This is a genomic window from Actinomadura sp. RB99 (genome assembly GCF_014706005.1).
Lineage (GTDB): Bacteria > Actinomycetota > Actinomycetes > Streptosporangiales > Streptosporangiaceae > Spirillospora.
Map to the genome: position 1 here is coordinate 98277 of NZ_JABMCA010000001.1, position 21141 is coordinate 119417.

18 protein-coding genes are annotated in these 21141 nt (G+C 75.6%); 5 read left to right on the forward strand and 13 right to left on the reverse strand.

Going from position 1 to position 21141, the window contains the following annotated elements:
* The first annotated feature begins 2 nt into the window (after window positions 1-2).
* Window positions 3-410 carry an SRPBCC family protein gene (locus tag amrb99_RS00555; RefSeq protein ID WP_190850659.1) on the forward strand — a complete coding sequence of 136 codons (408 nt, stop codon included), beginning with the start codon at window positions 3-5 and terminating at the stop codon, window positions 408-410.
* A gap of 12 nt (window positions 411-422) precedes the next feature.
* Here amrb99_RS00555 and amrb99_RS00560 read toward each other — a convergent pair whose 3' ends face one another.
* A complete protein-coding gene (locus tag amrb99_RS00560; RefSeq protein WP_190850661.1) occupies window positions 423-1079 on the reverse strand; it encodes a class I SAM-dependent methyltransferase in 657 nt (218 codons plus the stop codon).
* 35 nt (window positions 1080-1114) lie between these two features.
* Entirely contained in the window at window positions 1115-2638 is a 1524-nt protein-coding gene (locus tag amrb99_RS00565; protein WP_190850663.1) for a nitrilase-related carbon-nitrogen hydrolase, read from the reverse strand.
* Between the two features lie 134 nt (window positions 2639-2772).
* Here amrb99_RS00565 and amrb99_RS00570 point away from each other — a divergent pair, with 134 nt between their 5' ends.
* Together amrb99_RS00570 and amrb99_RS00575 are read left to right on the forward strand one after the other, a co-directional pair.
* Window positions 2773-3972, forward strand: coding sequence for a histidine kinase (locus amrb99_RS00570; RefSeq protein WP_190850667.1), 1200 nt, complete (start codon window positions 2773-2775; stop codon window positions 3970-3972).
* A complete protein-coding gene (locus amrb99_RS00575; RefSeq protein WP_190850670.1) occupies window positions 3969-4667 on the forward strand; it encodes a response regulator transcription factor in 699 nt (232 codons plus the stop codon). The genes amrb99_RS00570 and amrb99_RS00575 overlap by 4 nt, the downstream gene beginning before the upstream one ends.
* Here the strand turns inward: amrb99_RS00575 and amrb99_RS00580 are convergent.
* Window positions 4664-5872 carry an acetyl-CoA C-acetyltransferase gene (locus tag amrb99_RS00580; protein WP_190850673.1) on the reverse strand — a complete coding sequence of 403 codons (1209 nt, stop codon included), beginning with the start codon at window positions 5870-5872 and terminating at the stop codon, window positions 4664-4666. The genes amrb99_RS00575 and amrb99_RS00580 overlap by 4 nt on opposite strands.
* 125 nt (window positions 5873-5997) lie before the next feature.
* Between amrb99_RS00580 and amrb99_RS00585 the strand changes: the two genes are divergently transcribed.
* Complete coding sequence (locus amrb99_RS00585; protein ID WP_190850675.1) at window positions 5998-7551, forward strand: 3-hydroxyacyl-CoA dehydrogenase; 1554 nt, start codon at window positions 5998-6000, stop codon at window positions 7549-7551.
* 66 nt (window positions 7552-7617) lie between these two features.
* Here amrb99_RS00585 and amrb99_RS00590 read toward each other — a convergent pair whose 3' ends face one another.
* The 3 genes from amrb99_RS00590 to amrb99_RS00600 all read right to left on the reverse strand — a co-directional run bounded on the left by amrb99_RS00590 (window position 7618) and on the right by amrb99_RS00600 (window position 10810).
* Complete coding sequence (locus tag amrb99_RS00590; RefSeq protein WP_190850679.1) at window positions 7618-8640, reverse strand: CU044_5270 family protein; 1023 nt, start codon at window positions 8638-8640, stop codon at window positions 7618-7620.
* 2 nt (window positions 8641-8642) lie between these two features.
* Window positions 8643-9215: a sigma-70 family RNA polymerase sigma factor gene (locus tag amrb99_RS00595; protein ID WP_190850691.1), complete on the reverse strand. Its 573-nt coding sequence runs from the start codon at window positions 9213-9215 to the stop codon at window positions 8643-8645.
* Window positions 9216-9301: 86 nt separating this feature from the next.
* Entirely contained in the window at window positions 9302-10810 is a 1509-nt protein-coding gene (locus amrb99_RS00600) for a DHA2 family efflux MFS transporter permease subunit (protein ID WP_190850693.1), read from the reverse strand.
* Between the two features lie 113 nt (window positions 10811-10923).
* Here amrb99_RS00600 and amrb99_RS00605 point away from each other — a divergent pair, with 113 nt between their 5' ends.
* Window positions 10924-11658, forward strand: a complete 735-nt coding sequence (locus amrb99_RS00605; RefSeq protein WP_190850696.1) for a TetR/AcrR family transcriptional regulator C-terminal domain-containing protein — start codon at window positions 10924-10926, stop codon at window positions 11656-11658.
* A 62-nt stretch (window positions 11659-11720) separates the two neighbouring features.
* Here the strand turns inward: amrb99_RS00605 and amrb99_RS00610 are convergent, their stop codons facing one another.
* From amrb99_RS00610 to amrb99_RS00640, 7 genes are all read right to left on the reverse strand, one after another.
* A complete protein-coding gene (locus amrb99_RS00610; RefSeq protein ID WP_190850698.1) occupies window positions 11721-13046 on the reverse strand; it encodes a hypothetical protein in 1326 nt (441 codons plus the stop codon).
* Window positions 13043-13657 carry an RNA polymerase sigma factor gene (locus amrb99_RS00615; protein ID WP_190850700.1) on the reverse strand — a complete coding sequence of 205 codons (615 nt, stop codon included), beginning with the start codon at window positions 13655-13657 and terminating at the stop codon, window positions 13043-13045. Before amrb99_RS00615 ends, amrb99_RS00610 begins: the two co-directional genes overlap by 4 nt.
* 171 nt (window positions 13658-13828) lie before the next feature.
* Entirely contained in the window at window positions 13829-15049 is a 1221-nt protein-coding gene (locus amrb99_RS00620; RefSeq protein ID WP_190850704.1) for a CU044_5270 family protein, read from the reverse strand.
* Window positions 15046-15615 (reverse strand): sigma-70 family RNA polymerase sigma factor, encoded by a 570-nt coding sequence (locus amrb99_RS00625; protein ID WP_194736445.1) that lies wholly within the window; start codon window positions 15613-15615, stop codon window positions 15046-15048. Before amrb99_RS00625 ends, amrb99_RS00620 begins: the two co-directional genes overlap by 4 nt.
* A gap of 146 nt (window positions 15616-15761) precedes the next feature.
* Window positions 15762-16949: a CU044_5270 family protein gene (locus amrb99_RS00630; RefSeq protein ID WP_190850706.1), complete on the reverse strand. Its 1188-nt coding sequence runs from the start codon at window positions 16947-16949 to the stop codon at window positions 15762-15764.
* Window positions 16942-17553 carry an RNA polymerase sigma factor gene (locus amrb99_RS00635; protein ID WP_190850709.1) on the reverse strand — a complete coding sequence of 204 codons (612 nt, stop codon included), beginning with the start codon at window positions 17551-17553 and terminating at the stop codon, window positions 16942-16944. The genes amrb99_RS00630 and amrb99_RS00635 overlap by 8 nt, the downstream gene beginning before the upstream one ends.
* Before the next feature lie 102 nt (window positions 17554-17655).
* Window positions 17656-21075 carry a S8 family serine peptidase gene (locus amrb99_RS00640; RefSeq protein ID WP_190850719.1) on the reverse strand — a complete coding sequence of 1140 codons (3420 nt, stop codon included), beginning with the start codon at window positions 21073-21075 and terminating at the stop codon, window positions 17656-17658.
* Window positions 21076-21141: the final 66 nt, after the last annotated feature.

Below are 21141 nucleotides of genomic sequence, written 5' to 3' on the forward strand. Positions count from 1 at the left end.
GTATGGCGTCTGTGCGGTACGAGGTCGTCATTGAGGCGCCGCCTGAGCACGTCTGGGACGTGCTGCGCGATGTCGGGGCCGTCCACGAGCGGCTGCTGCCGGGACGGGTCGCCGGGACGCGGATCGACGGCGACCGGCGGTTCCTGACCTTTCCCGACGGGCACGTGATCCAGGAGCTGATCATCGCGGTCGATGACGGCGCCCGGCGCCTGGCGTACGCCGTCGTGGAAGGGGCGCGGCCGGCGGTCGAGCGTCACCACGCGTCGTTCGAGGTCCGTTCGGAGGGTTCCGGGGCGCGGTTGGTCTGGACGACCGATGTGCTGCCGCATGCGCTCGCCGGCGAGATCCGCGTGCGCATGGAGCGCGGCGCGGTGGAGATGAAGCGGGCGATCGAGGCGTCGGCGGGCTGACGTCCCGGAGGGTCAGCCCGCGGCGCGGGTGGCGGTTCCGGTGAGGAAGGCGGTGCCGGCTGGGCGGATGGTCGCCGTCCAGCCCCAGGACGCGAGGTCGCGGGCGAGCCGCTGCGGGTCGTGGAAGACCTTGACGACGCGGTACTCGCTGCCGTCGTCGAGGCGGCGGCGCACCGAGGGCACGGCCTGCTCGGCGAGCACGTCCTCGGCCGCCGCCTCCCCCGGCCCGTTGTCGACGAACACCGCGGTGCCGCCCGGGGCGAGGGCGTCGGCGACGGTCCGCCAGAAGCCGGGCAGGCGGTCCGGCGGCACGTGGGAGAGCCAGAAGGCGAAGAAGACGGTGTCGTAGCGGCGGGTCGGGCGCCATGCGAACAGGTCGGCGCACACGAACTCGACGGTCTCGGGCGCCACGCGTTCCCGGGCGATGTCCAGGGCCTCCGGGGAGGCGTCGACGGCCGTCACCGAGCGGGCGCGGGCGGCGAGGCGGCCCGTCCACTGGCCGGTGCCGCAGGCGAGTTCCAGGACGTCCCCGGTGATCGGCAGGTCGTCGACGATCGAGGTGAGGGCGCGCAGGTCGTCGCGCTCGTCATAGACCCGGTCGTACTCGCCCGCGCGGGCTCGGTAGTAGGCGATCTGCTCTTGCACGGTGGCGTCCGCGTCGTTGCCCATACGCCACGCTAACCCGCCGACGATCAGAGCGGACGTCACGCGCGGCGGCTTCTGGCGGCGGCGAGGGCCGCGAGGAGGGGGACCGCGGCGACGCAGAGCCAGGCGAACAGGTCGCCGATCCGGTCGTAGGGCGTGGTGGCGCCGCGGACGGGGACGTCGGCGACGAGCGTCTGCCGGCCGGAGCCGAAGGAGTCGGCGGTGGCGAGGACGCGGCCGCGGGCGTCGAACGCGGCGGAGAGCCCTTCGGCGTCCTGGCGCACCAGCGCGTAGCCGCCCTCGACGGCGCGCAGGCCCGCCTTGTCGGTGTGGGGGCGCCCGTACTCGCGCCAGTCGTGGGCCGGGACGAGCATGATGTCGGCGCGGACGCGCATCATCGCCGGGAAGTCGGCGTCGTAGCAGATGACGTTGGCGATCCTGCCGTACGGGGTGGAGACGACGGGGACGCGGCCGTCCCCCGGCTTGTAGGTCTCGGAGCCGGGGATGGGGTGGGCCTTCTGGTACGTCCACAGCACGGCGCCGTCGGGGCCGAGGAGGATGGTCTCGTCGCGTCCGAAGGCGGGGTCGTAGACGGCGATGCCGATGTCGAGGTAGACGCGGGAGCGGCGGGCCTCGGCGCGGGCGGCGGCGATGACCGCCGGTTCGCGGGCGGCCTGCACGGGGACCGCGTTCTCGGGCCAGACGACGATCTTCGCTCCGGCGGCGGCCTCGCGGCGGGTCGCGGCGAGCAGGTCGTCCTGCGCGGCGGTGGTGGCGGGGTCGACGGCGGCGGGCGGCGCGGCGGCGATCCCCTGCCGTCCCCCGGGGATCCGGGCGAGCGCGGCGTGCTCGGCGGCGACCACGGTCCGGGCCGGGCTCACCCCGGCGATCCGCACGGTCCTTCCGTCGTGAGGGAGCAGCGCGAGCCGCGCGCCGCCTGCGAGGGCGACCGCCGCGAGCACGGCCGCGCAGGCGGCGGCGGGACGGATCGCCGGGCGCGACGGCTCCTGCCAGAACCCGTTGACGGCGGCGGCGGACCAGGCGATGAGGAGGCCGATGCCGTAGCCGCCGGTGACGGAGGTGACCTGGAGCAGCGGCAGATCGCCGTGCTGGGTGACCGCGAGGGAGCCGTAGGCGGTCCCGAACGGCGACAGCAGCGTGATGAGGAACTCGGTCGCGGCGATGGCGGCGGGGAAGACGAGCATGCCCGTCCAGCGGCCGAGCCTTGGGGCCAGCAGGCGGTCGAGGAGGAACGGCACGGTCTGGACCGCGCTGAGCGCAGCGGCACCGGCGAGGACGACCGGGCCGGACCCCATGGCCGACTCGTAGACCCAGAACGCGGCGGCTGCGAGGTGGGCCGCCCAGGTCCAGGCGGTGCCCGCCCACGGGCCGGTGGTGCGGGTGAAGCGCAGCAGCAGGACGGGGAAGAGCCACGCGGCGAGCGGGACGTCCCAGCGCCCGCCGACCGCGAACAGCATGGCGGCCGTCCCGGCCGCGAGCAGTGCGTACCGGCGTCGGCGCGCGCGCTCGGCGGGGTGTGCCCCGGCCGGAGACGTTGTGTTTTCGAGGAGAGGAATGCCCATGTGTTGGGACGCTAAGTGAGCACGCATATGCGGGACGTCGCCCGCGCGGCCGAATTCTCCGCGCTCGCGCAACTTTGGATGCGCGCCTTCCGGGCGATGTCCGGGAAGGGAGCCGTTGACTAGCCTCGCCTGCTGTGGAGACCGTCGCCGTCACGTCCGTGCTGCGGGGCGCCCGCACCTGGACGGCGGGCAGGCCGTGGCTGTTCGACGCGGTGCTCGGCGGCGGCCTCACCGTGTTCGACGTCGTGACGCTGGCCGCCCGCGACCCCGCGCCCGGCCCGGCGGCACTGGCGCTGTGGGGGGTGCAGACCGTCCCGCTGCTGTGGCGGCGCCGCCGGCCTCTGGCGGTGCTGGCGGCGATGACCGTCGCGTTCATCGCGTTCGAAGCGGCCGATCCGGTTCCGGGCAAGACGCCCGGGCCGTACTTCCTGATCTTCGGGGTCTACGCGGCGGCCCGGTACGCCCCCGCCGCCGCGAGCCTCGCCGCGTCCGCCGGGGCGCTGGCCGGGGCCGTCGCGGTGGACCTGGCGCTCGGCCGGTCCCCCGCGCCGCGCCCCGACTCGCTCGAACCGATCACCGCGACCACGTTCGCGGTGTTCCTCGGCGTCGCGTGGCTGCTCGGGCACGCGCGGCGGCGCATCGACGCCGACGCCCGCGAGCTCCGCGACCTCAACGCGCGGCTGCGCGCCGAGCGCGAGCGCAACGCGCGGCAGGCCGTCGCCGCCGAGCGCGCCCGGATCGCGCGCGACCTGCACGACGTCGTCGCGCACCACGTCAGCGCCATCGCCGTGCAGGCGCGCTCCACCGAGGACGTCGTCCGGGACGACCCCGCGCTCGGCCGCGCCGGGGTGGCGCGCATCGCCGAGACGGCGGACACGGCGCTGATCGAGATGCGCCGCATCCTCGGCCTGCTCGACGCCGGCCGGGACGACGGCGGCGCCGAGCCGTCGCTGCGCGGCCTCGGCCGCCTGGTCGAGGCCGCCGAGGGCGCGGGCTGCCGGGTGCGGGCGGACGTGGACGCCGAGACGGCCGCGCTGCCGCAGGCCGTGCAGGTCTCGGCGTACCGGATCGTGCAGGAGGCGCTGACGAACGTCCTCAAGCACGCCGGGCCGACCGACGTGCGGGTGGCGCTGCAGACGGCGGGCGCCGCGCTGATCGTCGAGGTCGGCAACGGGCCGGCGGTCCCCGGCCGCACGCCCGTGCCGGGGTCCGGGCGGGGGCTGGTCGGCCTGCGCGAGCGCGTCGCCGCGTTCGACGGGACGCTGCGCACCGGCCCGTGCCCGGAAGGCGGCTGGCTGGTCCGCGCCGAGCTGCCGGTGGAGGGCGTCCGATGACCGTCCGGGTGCTGCTCGCCGACGACCAGGAGATGGTGCGGGCGGCGCTGCGGGTCGTGATCGACCGGCGGGACGGGCTGGCCGTCGTCGGCGAGGCGGCGGACGGCGCCGAGGCCGTCGCCGAGGCGGCCCGGCTGCGGCCGGACGTGGTGGTCATGGACGTCCGCATGCCGGGCGTGTCCGGGGTCGAGGCGACCCGGCGGATCATGACGGGCCCGTGGGAGGGCGGCGCGCGGCCGCGCGTCCTCGTCCTCACCACCTTCGACCTCGACGAGTACGTGTACGCGGCGCTGCGCGCCGGAGCGAGCGGGTTCCTGTTGAAGAACAGCCCGATCGACCAGCTCGAACACGCGATCCGGGTCGTCGCGGCCGGGGAGGCGATGCTGGCGCCGAGCGTGACGCGGCGGCTCGTCACGGCGTTCGCGGCGGCGCCCCCGGACCCGGCGCCGCCCGCACCGGCGGCGCCGGGACGCCTGGACGGGCTCACCGGGCGCGAGCGCGAGGTGCTGCTGCTCGTCGCGCGCGGGCTGCCGAACGCGCGGATCGCCGAGGTCCTCGGATTGAGCGAGGCGAACGTGAAGAGCCGCGTCAACCGGATCCTCGCGCGCCTCGGCCTGGAGAACCGCGTCCAGGCCGCGCTGCTCGCGTACGAGGCGGGCCTGCCGGGCCTGCGGGACGGCGCGGACCCCGGTTAGACGCGCTCGAAGACGGCGGTGAGGCCCTGGCCGCCGCCGATGCACATCGTCTCGAGACCGTAGCGGGCCTCGCGGCGGTGCATCTCGCGGGAGAGGGTGGCGAGGATGCGGGTGCCGGTGGCGCCGACGGGGTGGCCGAGGGAGATGCCGGAGCCGTTGACGTTGATGCGGTCCCAGTCGGCGTCCTTGACCTTCCACTCGCGGGTGACGGCGAGGACCTGCGCGGCGAACGCCTCGTTCAGCTCGATCAGGTCGATGTCGGCGAGGGTGAGGCTGGCGGCGGCGAGGGCCTTGGCGGTCGACGGGACGGGCCCGATGCCCATGGTGCGCGGCGGGACGCCCGCGCGCGCCCACGAGACCAGCCGGACGAGGGGGCGCAGCCCGAGCTCGGCGGCGCGCTCCGGCGTCGTGACGACGCACGCCGCGGCGGCGTCGTTCTGGCCGCTGGAGTTGCCCGCGGTGACGGTGGCCTGGTCGTCGCTCTTGGCGAGGACGGGACGCAGCCTGCCGAGGGTCTCCATCGACGTGTCGGGGCGCGGGTGCTCGTCGGTGTCCACGACGGTGTCGCCCTTGCGGGACGGGACGGTGACGGGGACGATCTCGTCCGCGAAGCGCCCGGACCGCTGCGCCTCCACGGCGCGCTGGTGCGAGCGGACCGACAGCTCGTCCTGCTCCTCGCGGCCGATGCCGTACTCGCGGCGCAGGTTCTCCGCCGTCTCCAGCATGCCGCCGGGCACCGGGTAATTGACGCCGCCCGCCGTGGCGCGGCCCCGCGCGAGCGTGTCGTGCAGTTCGAGGGACGGCCCGCGCAGGCCCCAGCGGGCGGACGTCGTGTAGAACGGCGCGTTGCTCATCGACTCGGTGCCGCCCGCGATGATGAGGTCGCTGACGCCGGTCTGGATCTGCATCGCGGCGTTCAGGACGGCCTGGAGGCCCGACCCGCAGCGCCGGTCGACCTGGAGGCCGCCGACCTCGATGGGCAGGCCCGCGTCGAGGGCGGCGACGCGTCCGATGGCGGGGGCGTCGGCGCTCGGGTAGCACTGGCCGAGGAACACCTCGTCGACCGCGTCGCCGGGCACGCCGGTGCGCTCGACCAGGGCGCGGATCACCGTGGACGCCAGGTCGACGGGCTGCACCGTCTTCAACACCCCGCCGAAACGGCCGATCGGGGTCCGCAGCGGCTCGCAGATCACCGCGTCGCGCATGGCAGGTTCTCCTCAATCCGGGAACGGCGGGCACTCCGCAGGTTATGACCCCGAAGACCGCGCCCCGCGTCCGGGCCCGCGCCCGGCAGCGGGTTGAATGCAGGGCAGGCGAGCGAGGAGGCGCGATGGAGCAGGCCGGGCAGGACTGGGCGGAGCGGGCGGCGACGGTCCGGGTCATCGGAACGGGCGCGATGGGGCGCGGGATCGCGCAGCTCGCGGCGGCCGGCGGGCTGACCGTGGAGCTGGCGGACATCCGGTTCGAAGCCGTGAAGAGCGCCGTCGAGCACGTGGGCGCGATGTTCGACAAGCTGGTCGCGAAGGGCCGGATGGCGGCGGACGACGCGGCGGCGGCGAAGGCGCGGCTGAAGCCGGTCGGCGAGCCGCTGACCCCGCTGCAGGACTGCGACCTGGTCGTCGAGGCCGTCCGGGAGGACCTGGACACCAAGCGGGAGCTGTTCGCGGCGCTGGAGAGCGCGGCCGGCGAGCGGGTCCTGTTCGCGACGAACACCAGCTCGCTGCCGGTGACGGCGATCGGAGCGGCGCTGCGGGACCCGTCGCGGCTCGCGGGGCTGCACTTCTTCAACCCGGTCCCGCTGATGCGGCTCGTCGAGGTGGTCCCTGGCGCGCGGACCGCCGCCTGGATCCCGGACGCGCTGTCCGCCCTCGTCCGGCGCCTCGGCCACGAACCGGTCACCGCCCCGGACGCGCCGGGCTTCCTCGTCAACCACGCCGGGCGCGGCCTGGTGACGGAGGCGCTGCAGATCCTGTCCGAGGGCGTCGCGGAACCGGCCGACATCGACCGCATCGCCCGCGACGTCCTCGGCCTGAAGATGGGCCCGTGCGAGCTGCTCGACCTCACCGGGATGGACGTCTCGCACCCGGTGATGGAGTCGATCTGGACGGGCTTCTACACCGAGCCGCGGTACCGGCCGTCCCGCATCGGCCGCGCGCGGATGGAGGCGGGGCTCCTCGGCCGCAAGTCGGGCGAGGGCTTCTACCGGTACGTGGACGGCGCCAAGCAGGAGCCGCCCGAGGCCGCCGCCCCGGCCACCGATCCGCGGCCGGTCTGGTTCCAGGAGCCGGAGCACCGGGAGACGCTGGGCATGCTGCTGTCGGAGGCCGGGGTGGAGGTCGAGGCGGGCGAGGAGCCGTCCGCGCGAGCCGTCGTGCTGGTCGACGCCACCACGGACATGAGCGTCGCCGACCAGGTCGCCAACGGCCTGCCGGGCGAGCGGACCCTCGGCCTGGACGGGTTCTTCGGGTTCTTCGGCCGCCTCACCCTCACCGTGCAGCCCGCCCTCGACCCGGACGCGGGCCGCGCCGCGCTCGCCGCCCTGCTCGCCACGGGACGGCCGGTGACCGTCGTGCGGGACGCGCCGGTGGCGGTCGCCCCGCGGCTGCTGGCCTCGGTGGTGAACGTGGGCTGCGGCATCGCCGAGCAGCGGCTGGCCCGCCCGGAGGACATCGACACCGCCGTCCGGCTCGGCCTCGGCTACCCGCGCGGGCCGCTGGAGTGGGGCGACCATGTGGGCGCGGACCGCGTGCTCGACGTCCTCCACCAGATGCACGAGGCGACCGGCGATCCCCGCTACCGGCCGTCCGGCTGGCTGGCCGAACGGGCGGCGCTCGGCCTGCCCCTCACCGAGACCGGCACCGGCCCGTCCGACCTGCTGGGCTGATCCGCGGCGAGTCGCCGTCACGTCGGTGTCCGTGACGGCGGCTCGCCGCGGATCGGCCGCGCCGGGTCAGGGGAGGGTGGGGACGGCCGGGGGCGTGTCGGTCCAGCCGACCTGCACGTACAGCTCCTTGTCGACCTTGCCGGGCACGTCGGGCACGGTGCGCGACGTGCTCAGCACGAGCGAGGAGCCCGGGTCGATGATCACGGTGTCGGCGACGTCGCGCATGACCCGCACGTGGAGCCCGACCCCCTGGCGGCCGCGCTCGTCGGTGACCTTGCCGATGGCGGTGACCCCGGGCATCGCGGCGAGCATCCGGTAGGCGGCGGCGCGCACCTTCGGCGGCGCGGGGACGAAGCTGAGCAGGTCGGTCACGCAGTTCTTCACGACCTCGTCCGCGGTGCGCCCGGCGGTGGCGTGGGCGCGGGGAATCGCCCGCTTGAGCGCGGCCCTCAGCTCGCCGGGGTCGGTGGGCAGCGCCTGGACCTGCTTGAACGTCATGCCCGTGTCGCAGACCAGGAACGTCTTCGTCCCGGTGTCCTTGTCGAGCCTGGGGGCGACAGGGTTCGGGTCGGGCGAGCCGTCCCGGCGGAAGGCGGGCGCGTCCTTGGCGGTCATGGGCACGGCGCCGAGCGTCCGGAAGCCGCTCCAGGACCGGCCGTCCGGGCGGCTCCACTGCGCGATCAGCTGCCGCCCGAGCATCCAGTACTTTCCGCGGTCGCTGTAGTAGGCGCTCGACTGCACCCTCAGGACGTGCCAGTACTTGCCGGATGCCGGTGCGGCGGCGGCGTGCTCGGCGGCGGTGAGCAGCACGGTCTTCGCCGACATCGGCTCCGCGGAGACGGAGCCGGGACCGTGGCCGGGGTCGGGCGCGCGCGGGGTGGTGCCGGACGAGAGCACGACCGCGCCCGTGACGGCGGCGGCGGTGGCGGCCAGGCCGAAGCCGCTCCACAGGGCGGGACGGCGCCACGCCCGCCGCTCGGCGCGCTCCGGCTCGCGCATCCCGTTGAGGAGGCGGTGGCGGACGGCGTTCTCGCCGTCCTGGGTGGGCGGCTCGTCCAGCATCGTGGCGATCATCTGGAGTTCGTCCATGGTCACGGTCCTTCCGTGTGCGCGGGCAGGGCGGCGCGCAGCTTCCTGCGCGCCCGGTTCAGGCGGGAGCCGACGGTGCCGTACGGGATGCCCAGCACGTCGGCGATCTCCTCGTGGGAGAGCTGGGCGAGCGCCTTGAGCAGCACGACGTCGCGGTCCTTGCGGGACAGCGCGGCGAGCGCGCGGGCCAGCGACGGCTGGAGCCGTTCGGCGGACACCGAGGCCGCGACCCGGTCGTCGTGGCCGCCGGGGTGGCGGTCCACGCCGACCTGCGCGAGCGCCCGGTAGCGGCGGGTCTCGGTCCGGCGGTGCTGGGCGATGAGGTTCGTCGCGATGCCGAACAGCCAGGGCCGGACGGCCCCGCGGGACGGGTCGAAGGCGGCGCGGCGGCGGAACGCGGCGAGGAAGGTCTCGGCCACGACGTCGTCGGCCGCCTGCGGGCCGAGGCGTCCGGCGACGTAGCGGTGGACGTCGGTGTAGTACCGGTCGTAGACGGCGGTGAAGCGGTCGCCGTCGCGGACGGACGCGGCGAGCAGCTCCGCGTCCGTCGGGGCCGTGTCGGGTGGGGCGGTCACTCGGCCGCCCCTTCCATGGGGTCCGGCATCAGGCACCTCCGGGGGGATGGTCGTCACTTCTACTCCGCTCGCCCCCCGGATCGCTTTCACGCGGGATCGGCGACCTTCTCCACGCCGGCCGGCGCGGAGGCAGGGCGGGGCACGCCGCGCAGGACGACCGCGGCGAACAGGGCGGTGGCGAGGGTGGCGCCGCAACCCGCGAGGGAGCCGACGGACACCGCGTGGACGAACGCGTCGCGGGCCTGCTGCGCGAGCGCCGGGTCGCCGAGCGCGAGGGCCTCGCCGAGCGAGTGCTTCGCGGCGGCGGGGGCGCCGTGCGGCAGGGCGCGGGCGTAGACGGCGGAGATCACGCTGCCGAGGACGGCGACGCCGAGCGCGTTGCCCAGTTCCTGGCCCGCGTCGTTCACCGCGGACCCGACGCCGGCCTCCTCGACGGGGACGGCCGCCATCAGCAGGTCGTAGGCGGGCGGCGAGCCGAGGCCCATGCCGAACCCGACGACGACGAGCCCGGTGATGATCGGGGCGAAGCCGTCACCGGGGCCTTCCATCGCGAGGGCGCCGAACCCGGCGGCGATGACGAGCAAGCCCGCGACGAGGGCGCGCCGCCCGCCGAGCCGGGCTTCGAGGGCGGCGCCGAGGCCGTTGCCGGCCGCCGCGGCGACGGCGCAGGGCAGCAGCGCGAGCCCGGCCTTGAGCGGGCCGTAGCCGAGGACGAGCTGGAGCGTCTGGGTGAGCGCGAACAGCGTCCCGGCGAGGACGAAGCCGAGGACCGCGATGACGGCGGCGGAGCCCGCGAACGCGCGCTGCCGCAGCAGGGCGAGGTCGAGCATCGGCTCGGGGTCGCGGCGCTGCCAGGCGGCGAACGCGGTGAGGGCGGCGGCGCCGACCGCGAGGCCGGCGAGGGTGCGGGCGCCGGTCCAGCCGTGGTCGGGGGCGGAGATGATCGCCCACACGAGCGAGGCCATGCCGACGGTGGAGAGCACGGAGCCGAGGACGTCGGGGCGGCGGCGCGGGCCGCGCGACTCGGGGACGAGGACGAGCAGGCCGACGACGGCGACGACGGTGATGGGGACGTTCACCAGGAACACCGAGCCCCACCAGAAGTGCTCCAGCAGCACTCCGCCGAGGGCCGGCCCGCCCGCGACGCCGATCATCGAGGTGGCGCCCCAGATCGCGAACGCCTTCGCGCGCTCGTCCGGGCCGAACACCTGAGCCATGATCGACAGAGTGCCGGGCATCAGGAACGCGCCGCCGAGGCCCATGACCGCGCGCATGGCGATCAGCTCGCCGGGGTTCGCGGCGAACGCGCCGAGCAGCGAGCCGCCGCCGAACAGCGCGAACCCGGCCAGCATCGCGCGGCGGCGGCCGAAGCGGTCGCCGAGGGCGCCGGCGGTGAGCAGCAGGCCGGCGAAGACGAGCGAGTAGGCGTCGATCGTCCACTGGACGTCGGACATGGTCGCGCGCAGGTCCTTCAGCAGCGACGGGATCGCCACGTTGAGGATCGTGTTGTCGACGGTGACGGCCAGCAGGCTCAGGCACAGGACGCCGAGGATCTGCCGGCGCCGGGGGTGCGGCGCGGGGGCGGCTGCGTTCACGGGAGGGACTCCTCGTACAGTGTTCGAGCTGACTCGCACACCGTACGACGCAACTCGCACACTGTTCAAGTCCCGGTACTCTGTACGAGACGGACCGAGCCGGGGAGGGACCGATGGCGGCCAAGGCGGGCAGGGCGGACGGCGGGAAGCCGCCGGAGTCGGTGTGGGTGCGCCCCCGGCGCGCCAAGCGCGAGCAGCCCACGCTCACCCGCGACCAGATCGTGGACGCCGCGCTGGAGCTGCTCGACGCCGAGGGCCTCGACGGGCTCAGCATGCGGCGCCTCGGCACCCGGCTGAGCTCCGGCGCGACGTCCGTCTACTGGCACGTCGCGAACAAGGACGAGCTGCTGGAGCTCGCCCTCGACCGGGTGATGGGCGAGGTCCGCGTCCCCGGCCCGGACGCCGGCGGCTGGCGCGCCGCCGTCGCCGGCTACGCCCGGGACCTGCGCGCGATGATCCACCGGCATCCCTGGACGGTCCCGCTGTTCGGCGCCCGGCCGATGATCGGGCCGAACGCCACCCGCGTCCTCGACGAGGTGATCGGCGCCTTCGACGGGGCCGGCCTCACCGGCCTGGACCTGGACAACGCGATGTCGCTGATCGCCGACTACGTCATCGGCGCGGCGGGCAGCGAGGCGAGCTGGCAGGGCGCCCACGGCACCGCGACCGGCGAGGACTGGATGCGGACGCTCGGCCCCTACCTCGCCGAGATCGCCGAGCGCCACCCGCGGCTCACCGCGCACATCCGCGAGGTCTGGACCCGCGAGACCGCCGACGTGGTGGAGCAGCGCTTCGACTACGGGCTGTCCTGCGTCCTCGACGGCATCGAGGGCCGCCGCCCCCGCTGACGTGCGGCGAGCCGCCCTGGACGCCGCCAGGACGGCTCGCCGCGGTCAACGCGCGAGGCGGATCAGAAGGGGAGCTTCGCGGGCGGCTTCGGCTTGGCGTCCGTCCAGCCGGAGGACCGCACCAGCCAGTAGTTGATCACGAAGCCGGGCGGCTGCGACCGGTAGGCGCCGCCCGGCCTGGTCAGCACGTCACGGCTACCGAGCAGCTGGCCGGTCGCCGGATCGAACATGATCTCCTCGTGGGAGGTGTAGGTCCCCTGCTCGGCGGCCGGGGTGCCGTACTCGCCGGTGACGTGGACGGTCGTGTCGGCGGCCGCCAGCGCGATGCCCTTGCGGCCGAGCTCGTCCGTCACCGCTCCGATCGCCCGCACCCCGGGCTGCGCGGCGAGGGCCCGCATCAGCCCCGCCCGCACCGCCGGCGGGAGCGGCAGGTCCATCATCAGGTCCTCGGCCCTCATCAGCTTGTCGCGCGAGCCGTGCGGGTCCTCCCGCCGGCCCTCGTCGACCTTCTTCAGCATGTCCTGGAGCGACTTGATGGCCGCGGCGTGCTCGGCCCGCTTGGCGGGATCGGCGGGCACGGGTTGCCGCTGCATCTGCGCCAGGGTCTTCCTGATCCTCTCCAGCTTCGGGTCGGAGGCGGCCCCCTTCAGGAAACGCGCGGCCAGGCTCGCGGGGTCGGTGGGCAGGTTCTGCAGGTCCTCGACGGTCATGCCGCCGGACTCCCCGCCGCCGGAGTCCCGGTCGCCGAGCCACCGGCCGCCGCCCTGCGCGTCCGGCCGGTCCGCATCCCACACCGAGGTGTGCCGGTCGTAGGTGTAGTAGTGGTCGTTCGACCACACGCGGAACGCCGACGGCGCGCCCGCCTTGCGCCACAGCGCCGCGTCCTTCGGCGTCAGCGGACGCGCCGGGATGTCCCGGCCGTAGAACGCCTCGCCCATGCCGCTCCTCACGCCCGACCACTCGAACGTCTCGCTGTGCGCGCCGACGATCGCGTACTCGCCGGTCTTCGGCCGCATGATGTAGGACTGGCCCTGGATCTGGTCGGTGTACCAGTACTTCCCGACGGGCATCAGCGCGGCCTTCGCCGCCGCCGCGAGCACCGCCTGCCTGTTCAGGTCGACACCGGGCGGCGCCTTCGGCGGCTCCTGCGCCCCCTGGCCCGCCGCGACCACGGCGACGGCCGCCGCCGCGCCCACCGCGACGAGGCCCGCGCCGAGCCCGAGCGGCCCACCGGACCGCAGCCGCCGTCCCGCCCGCGGCGTCCGGGCGCGGCCGCCGGACATCTCGCGCTCCAGCAGGCCGAACGCCTTCGCGGCCGCCTCCGGCGCGGGTTCCGGGGGCTCGGCCAGCACCCGCCGCACGCCGTCCATCTCGTCGATCCCGTTCACGCCGTCGCCTCCTCCGCGATCGCTGCCGTCCGGTCCGTGCCGAGCGCCTCCCGCAGGCGGCGCCGCGCCCGGTGCAGCCGGGACGCGACCGTGCCGGTCTTCAGGCCGAGCGCCTGCCCGACCTCCTCGTACGACAGGTCGGCCAGCGCCACCAGGAGCAGGACGTCCCGCTCCCCGCGCGGCAGCCGGGCCAGCGCGGCCGCGATGTCCGCGCCGGCGTCCCCGGCGGTGACCCGCGCCGCGACCAGGTCGTCGTGCCCGTCCTGGACGTTCTCGGCGGGCGTGCGGGCGAGCGCCCGGTACCGGCGTCCCTCGGCGCGCCGGTGCAGCCCGATCAGCCGGGTGACGATCCCGTACAGCCAGGGGCGGGCCGTCACCCGCGCGGGATCGAACCGGGCGCGCTTGCGGAACGCGATGAGGAACGTCTCGGCGGCGATGTCGTCGGCCGCGTCGGTGCCGAGCCGGCGGGCCGCGTACCGGTGGATCTCGGTGAAGTGGCGGTGGAAGATCTCCGCGAACGCGTCCGGTTCTCGCCGCGAACGGACGATCACCTCCGCGTCGGAGCCGGGCCCGGTGGGGCCCTCCGCCTCCGGCGGCCGGTCGTGTGCCATGGACGAATCCTCGCTGTGGGGGGACGGATCACCCCGTTCTCAACCGATCCCCCGGAACGCCTTCGCCCTCCGCCCGTGAGCTCGGGAGCTCGGGAGCTCGGGAGCTCGGGCGGAGGGCGAGGACGGGGGCGGCCGCCGTGGGACAACGCAGCGCTCACCCCGGCCGGGGGGTCAGAAGGGGAGCTTCGCGGGGGGCTTCGGCTTGGCGTCGGTCCAGTTCGCGGTGCGGGTCGCCGAGTAGCTGATGACGAACCCGGGCTTCATCGCCGCGTACTCGCCGCCCGGCCGGGTCAGCGTGTCCTGGACGGACAGCAGCGCGCCGGTGGCCTCGTCGAAGACGATCACGTCGCGGGAGCGGTAGGCGCTCCGCCCGCCGTCCGGCCCGTCCGCGACCGCGGTGGTGCGCTCGGGGGAGGCCAGCGCGACGCCGCGGCGGCCCAGCGGATCGGTGACGTGCCCGATCGCCTGGACGCCCGGCTGCGCGGCCAGCGCCCGCATCAGCCCGGCCCGCGCCTTCGGCGGCACCGGCGCGCCGCCCAGCAGCGACGCGACCCGCCAGATCCGGGAGGCCGCGGCCTGCTCGGGGCTCGGCGCCCGGCCGCTCTTCGGGTCCATGCCCATGGCGCGGCTCGCCTCCGCCTGGCTCAGGAACCTCCGGGCGAGCGCCGCCGGGTCCGACGGCAGGTTCCGCAGCTCCTTGGGCGACATGCCGAGGAACGCCCCGCCGCCGCGCGGGTCGGTGCCCGCCTCCGGCCCGCTCGACCGCCACGCGGTCGCCTTGGTGCCGTACGTGGTGAAGCCGCCGTCGGTCCGGACGCGGAAGCTCGACGGCGACCCCGCCTTGCGCCACAGCGCCGTGTCCTGCGCGGTCGCCGGACGGGCCGGCAGGTCGCGCAGGTAGTACGCCTCGCCCGTCCCGGACTTCGCGCCGAACCAGTCGAACGACTCGGTCTGCGCGCCGACGATCGCGTACGGCCCTGTCTTCGCCGGCACGATGTAGGACTGGCCGTCGAGCCGGTCGGTGTACCAGTACCTCCCGGTCGGCGCCTTTTCTGCCTTGGTGGCCGCGGCGAGCACCGCCTGCTTGTTCAGGTCGATGCTCCCGGACGCGCCGGGACCGCCCCGCGTCCCCGGCGAGCCGGGCGAACCGGACGAGCCGACCGTCGCGACCGCCACGGCCGCCGCCGCGCCCGCCGCGACCACGCCGAGCACCGTCCAGCGGACGGGACGGCGCCCCCGCGTCCGTCCCCCGGCGGGCGCGTCGTCGGGGTCGGCCAGGAACGCCCGTCCGAGGTCGCGCTCCCGGCGCGCGCGGGCCGTGTCGGGGTCCGCCGGGGGGTCGAGCTGCTCGGGCCGGGCCTCGGCCAGCGCCTTCATCACGTCATGCTTCATCGGACGACCTTCCTTTCGGGGCTGACCAGGGACGGGCGGGGAGCGGGCGCGCCGTGGTCCGGCGCCCGCGACTCACCGGTCAGCGCGCGCTCCAGCCGCCGCCGCGCCCGGTGCAGCCGCACGTAGAACGACGCCTTCGAGCAGCCGATGACCTTCGCCGCCTCGCCCGGCGACAGCCCGTGCCAGGCGACCAGCGCCAGCAGCTCGCGGTCGCCGTCGGGCAGGGCGGCGAGCGCGCGCAGCATCCCGGCGCGCTCGGCCACCGCCTCGCCGACGTCGCCCGCGGGCGGCTGCCCGGCCGCCCAGGTCCGCAGCTCGCGGGCCAGCGCGTCCTGCCGGTCCCGCACCCGGTACGACTCGCGCAGCAGGTTGCGGGCGATGCCGAGCAGCCAGGGCAGCGGCTCGGCCGGCAGGTCGCGGACGCGCCGCCACGCGACGCAGAACGTCTCACTCGTGATCTCTTCGGCGGCCTGCACGCCGACCCGGCTCACGGCGTAGGCGTGGACGCGCGGATGGTGCGCGTCGTACAGCGCCGTGAACCGGGCGATGTCTTCGGGGTCCGACAAGGTCCGAGCCCTTCGTCCGGGGGTTCCGTCACCCGGGTAGTGATCGGGAGCCGCCGATTCTTACCGAAGCATTCCGGATCTCGGGGAAGGGGACGGCCGGCCCCCGTCCGCGGCGGACGGGGACCGGCCGCCGCGGAGGGACGGGGTCAGCGGGCGGGGAAGGGCGGCCTCGCGGGCGGCTTCGGCTCGGTGTCCGACCAGCCGGAGCCGCGGAAGGTGTCGTGGTAGATGACGAAGCCAGGCTCGCGCATCCGGTACACGCCGCCGGGCTTGACCAGTTCGTCCTGCATGGACAGCAGCGCGCCGCTGCTCTCGTCGAAGATCAGGACGCTGCGCCAGGTGTAGGTCCCCTGGTCCTCCTTCTTCGTGCCGTACTCGCCGTCGTCCGTGGAGGGCATGGGGTCGGCGGCGAGCGCGACCCCCGTGCGGCCCAGCACGTCGGTCTCGCGGGCGACCGCGTGGACGCCCGGCAGGGCGGCCAGCGCCCGGATCAGGCCGGCCCGGACCTTCGGCGGCGTCGGGGCGGTAAGGAATCCTGACGCGATCCGCATCTTCGCCGCGGGCGTCATCCGGAACTCCGCCCGCCGGGACGCGCCGGGATGCGTCTTTCCGAACTTCTTCTGTAGCGCCTCGTCGGACAGGATCATCCTGGTGAGCGCGGCCGGGTCGGTGGGCAGCCCCTGCAGTTCCTCGGCCGACTTCCCCCAGAAGAACCTCCCGCCGCCCTGGGGGTCCAGGCCCACGTTCGGACCGCTCGACCGCCACTCGCCCGCCTTGGTGGTGTAGGTGGCGTGGTGGTCGCCCGACCAGGTGCGGAAGCTCGACGGCGAACCGTCCGCGCGCCACACCGCCGCGTCCTGCTCGGTCAGCGGGCGGGCCGGGAGGTCGCGGTCGTAGTACATCGTGCCCATGCCGGGCTTCACACCGTCCCAGCCGAACATCTCCGAGGCCGCCGCGGAGATCGCGTACGGGGTGCCGGACTTCGACCGGACGATGTAGGACTGGCCGGAGACCTGGTCGGTGTACCAGTACTTCCCGGTGGGCGCCTGCTCCGCCTTGGTGGCGGCGGCGAGCACCGCCTGCCTGCCCAGGTCCACGTTCGCAGGAGGCCGGGGTGCGCCGGGCGAACCGGACGTGCCGGCCGTCGCGATCCCCACCGCGGCCGCGGCGCCGGCGGCGACGGCGCCGACGCCGACGCCGATCCGGAACGGCCACCCGAGCCGGGACCTGCGCGGCGGCTTCTCCTCCCACAGCGCGCGCGCCTGCGCGATCTCCGTCATGGTCGGTGGCGCGGTGTCCCCGTACGCCTCCCGGACGGTCCGCAGTTCATCCATGGTCGTCCTCCACATCGCGCATCGGGTTGGTCCCGCCGAGTGCTTCGCGCACCTTCTTCCGGGCCCGGCTGAGCCGGGAGCCGACCGTCCCGTACGGGACGTCCAGCGCCGCCGCGACCTCCTCGTGGCTGAGCTCGGCGAGCGCGACCAGCAGCAGCACGTCGCGCTCCCCGGCGGACAGCGCCGCGATCGCCCCGGCCAGCCGTCCGCGCAGGCCCTGCGCGCTGACGCGGGCGTCCACCGCGTCCGCGTGGCCCTCGCCGCCGGTGCCGCCGGGGCCGAGCCGTTCGCGGGCGCGCAGCGCGCGCACCTCGCTGCGCCGGTGCTTGGCGATCAGGTTCGTCGCGATGCCGTACAGCCAGGTGCGGACGGCCGCACGCGAGGGGTCGTAGCGGTCGCGGCGGCGGAACGCCTCCAGGAACGTCTGGGAGGCGACGTCGGCCGCGGCGTCCGGGCCGAGGCGCTTGGCCGCGTAGCCGTGGATCTCGGCGAAGTGCGCGTCGAAGACCTCCCCGAACCGTTCGGGGTCGTGCAGGGACGCCCGCGGCACGGGCGGGCCGGCGGTGGCCCGGGGCGGTGCCGCGGCGAGGGGTTCCCCTGTCATGTGCTGCCTTTCCGTCGCACGGATGGCGGTCACAGACGTATCACCCGGAACCCCTCGCCGCTTTCGCGCCGGGAGGACTTCCGCCGGACGGCTACCGGACGGCTACCGGACGCGGTAGGCGCGGATGATGCGCTGGTCGACGCCGCTGCCGCCCGCGTCCTGCGCGGTGACCCGCAGCGACACGGCCTGCCCCTTGGCCGGGGCCGGGAGCGGAGCGCTGAACCGGCCGCCGCCGAGCGCCTTCACCGGGACGGCCCGCCAGGTCGCGCCGTCGTCCACCGACGTCCAGAAGCGCAGCCCGGTGACCTTCGCCGCCGGCGCGCCCGCGACGCGCGCGACGGTGAGGACGGCGGGCCGGCCCACCGGCTGGTTGCGCAGGTCGAGGCCGAGGTCGTAGTCGACGAGCAGCAGCGGCAGGAGCGCGCCGTCGCCGCGCGGCGCGGACGAGCGGAACGTCCAGGCCGTCGAGGTGCGGACCGACACCGGCAGCAGCTTGGACGCGTCGTTGGCGTAGGTCAGCCGATACGCCGCCGGCTTGGACGGGACGTCGAAGTCGCCGGCCGGGCCGGCCGCGCCGCCGACCTTCTTGCCGCCGGAGTACAGCGCCAGGGCGCCGGTGACACCGCCGCCGTCCAGACCGCAGTCGAACCCGTCCAGCCGGGTCTGGAGGTCCACCAGCTCGACGTGGACGTGGTCGCCGGTCCGGACGGACGGGTTCGGGGCGCAATCGCTGAGCGAGACGCCGGACCCGGAGTACGGGCCGGGACGGACCGGCTGGCGGCCCCACGTGCGCGAGATCCGCTGCCCGGGCCGCAGTTCCCGGAACGGGAGCTGGTCGACCCATTCCCCGTCGGCGATCGCTTCGGGGAACGCCTCGTCGGCCCACAGCATCCCCTTGCCCGTCGACACGTAGTCGGTGCGGGTCGTCCCGGACGGGACGGCGCCGGACGCGTCGAGCCCGGCCAGCAGGAGGCCCTCCGGCGACGTGCCGTAGCGGTGCTCGGTGACGCCCTTGCCGGTGTCGCCGTCGAACGCGGCGAACCGCTGGTCGATCCGGGCCATCCGCGCCTTCTCCGCGGCGCCGACGGCATGCGACGGGTCGGCCGGGACGCCGTTGCCGTACGGGTGGATGAGGTCGTAGACGGCGCCGGGCGCGGTCAGCCGGTGGCTGCTGTAGGCGCGGAACGTCCCGGTCCCGGCGCCGTGCATGGCCTGGGCGTAGACGGGGGCGGCGGCGGGGTCGTCGCTGTAGACGCCGACCGTCCACATCATCCGCTTCGTGCTCTGGACGGCGGACGCGCTGGCCATGACCGCCTTCGTCCCGACGCCATCGACGCTCGCCGTGACGGGCTTGGAGGCGGGGCCGTCCAGCGTGACCGTCAGGTCGCGGTCGACGCGGACCTCCGGCGTGCCCGCGAGCGCGGACCGCCAGGTGTTCCCCTTGGTGTCGTCGACGGTGCCGAGCACGCTGTAGCGGCCTTCGGGGACGCGGACCTTCGTGCCCTCCGGCGTCGGGTCGACCGACTCGGCGAACAGCGCGGCGTCGTCGAGGTCGACCACGGCGCTGTAGGCGGAGAAGTCGGCCGGTTCCGTGCCGGGCATCGGGACCGCCTTCACGGTCAGCGTGTGGGACGGCGGCTCGACGTAGAACGTCACGGGCGTATGGACGACCGTCTTCCCGCTCCTCGCCGTCACCTCCGCCTCGTACATGCCGGGACGCGCGGCGAGCTTGGACGCGTCGACGGTCAGCGACGCCGAAGCGGTGCCGCCCGCCGGGACGTTCACCGCTGCGGCGGACAGGCGCACCGCCCCGGACGCGTCGCGGCCCTTCCGGTCGGTCGCCTTCACGCTCAGCGACAGGCGCGCGGCGGCTCCCTGCGACGCCCAACCGAGCTTCGCCGACAGCGCCTTGTGCGCGGGGAACACCGAAGTGCCGAGGTCCACCACGCCCTGGGCGGGCAGGACGGCCTCGGTCACGGCTGCGCCCGCGTCGAGGCGCCCGCCGCCGCGCTCGTAGACGTCGCCGCCGGTCGCCGGTCCGGCCGTCCCGACGAGCGCGGCCTTGAGCTGCGCGGGCGTCCAGTGCGGATGCCGGGCGGCGAGCAGCGCCGCCGCGCCCGCCACGTGCGGGGTCGCCATCGACGTGCCCGACGCCCGCGTGTACAGCGGGCCGAGCGGGGTGCCCATCGCGGTGCCCTTCGCGCGGGCCGCCGCGATGTCCACGCCCGGCGCGACGATCTCCGGCTTGGCGACGTGCCCGCCCGCGCGGGGGCCGCGGCTGGAGAAGTCCGCGAGCCGGTCGGCGCCGTCGACCGCGCCGACGGTCAGCGCGGCGTCCGCCGACCCCGGCGCGCCGATCGACCCGATCGCGCCGTCGTTGCCGGCGGCGGCGACGAACAGCGTGCCGTACTTCGCGCTGAGCCCGCCGAGCGCCCGCGAGACCGGGTCGGTGCCGTCGGACGCGTCGCCGCCGAGGCTCATGTTGACGACCTTCGCGCGCGGCGCCGCCCACTCCATGCCCGCGATCAGGCTGGAGTCGGTGCCGAAGCCGTCGTCGCCGAGGACCTTGCCGACCAGCAGGCGCGCGCCGGGCGCGACGCCCCTGCGGGCGCCGCCGGCGGCCGCGCCCGTGCCGGCGATCGTCGCGGCGACGTGCGTGCCGTGCCCGAACCGGTCGGCGGTGCCGGGCGCGTCGGAGAAGTTCTCCGTCCCGGCGATCCGGCCCTTGAGGTCGGGGTGCGTCGCGTCCACGCCGGTGTCGAGGACGGCGACCGTCGCGCCCGCGCCGGTGTACCCGGCCTTCCACGCCTTCGGCGCGCCGATCCGCGTCAGGTTCCCGTCGAGTTTCGGGGCGGCCGCCGGCGCGGTCGCGGGAAGCGCCGTCGCGGGAAGCGCCGTCGCCTTGATCCGGCCGTCCAGCCACACGTGCCGGAGGCCGTTCGCGGCCTTCGGCGACGGCCCGGACATCGCGGCCAGCGACGAGCCGAGCCGTCGCGCGTCCTCCTTCGGCTGCCGGGCGGCGACGGCCCCGATGCTCGGCAGCGCGACGCCCTGCCGGAGCGTCCCGCCGCCGAGCGCCGACAGGGCGCGCGCGCCGCCGTCCCGCTGGACGATCAAGGGCAGGTCGGCGCTGCGGGCGTCGTCGTAGCCGTCCTCGATCAGCGCCGTGACGTCGAACAGGGCGGGGTCGATCACCCTGCCGACCAGGCGCGCGACGTCCAGCGGCGTCACCACCACGTGCCCGTCCGGCCGGACGGCCGTGCGGAACAGGTGGGCGCCGCGTCCGGGGGCGGGGCTCACCGCGACCATCGGCGCGCGGCCGCGCGCCGTCCGGACCCGGACGACGTCGCCGGTCAGCAGCGTCACCTTCCAGGACCGGCCCGGCGCGAGCCCGCCCGAGGGCGGTGCGCCGGGGGGCGAGGCGTGGGCGGCGGGCGAGGGCAGGACCACCGCCGTCCCCGCCGCGAGCAGCGTGCCGAGCAGGAGGCCGAGCGGGGCCCGGCTCCGGCGTCCGTACATCATCGAGACTCCTCTGCGCAGGGCCGCCCGGGGGTGGGCGCCCTAAGGGATCACCCGGAGGGAGTGATC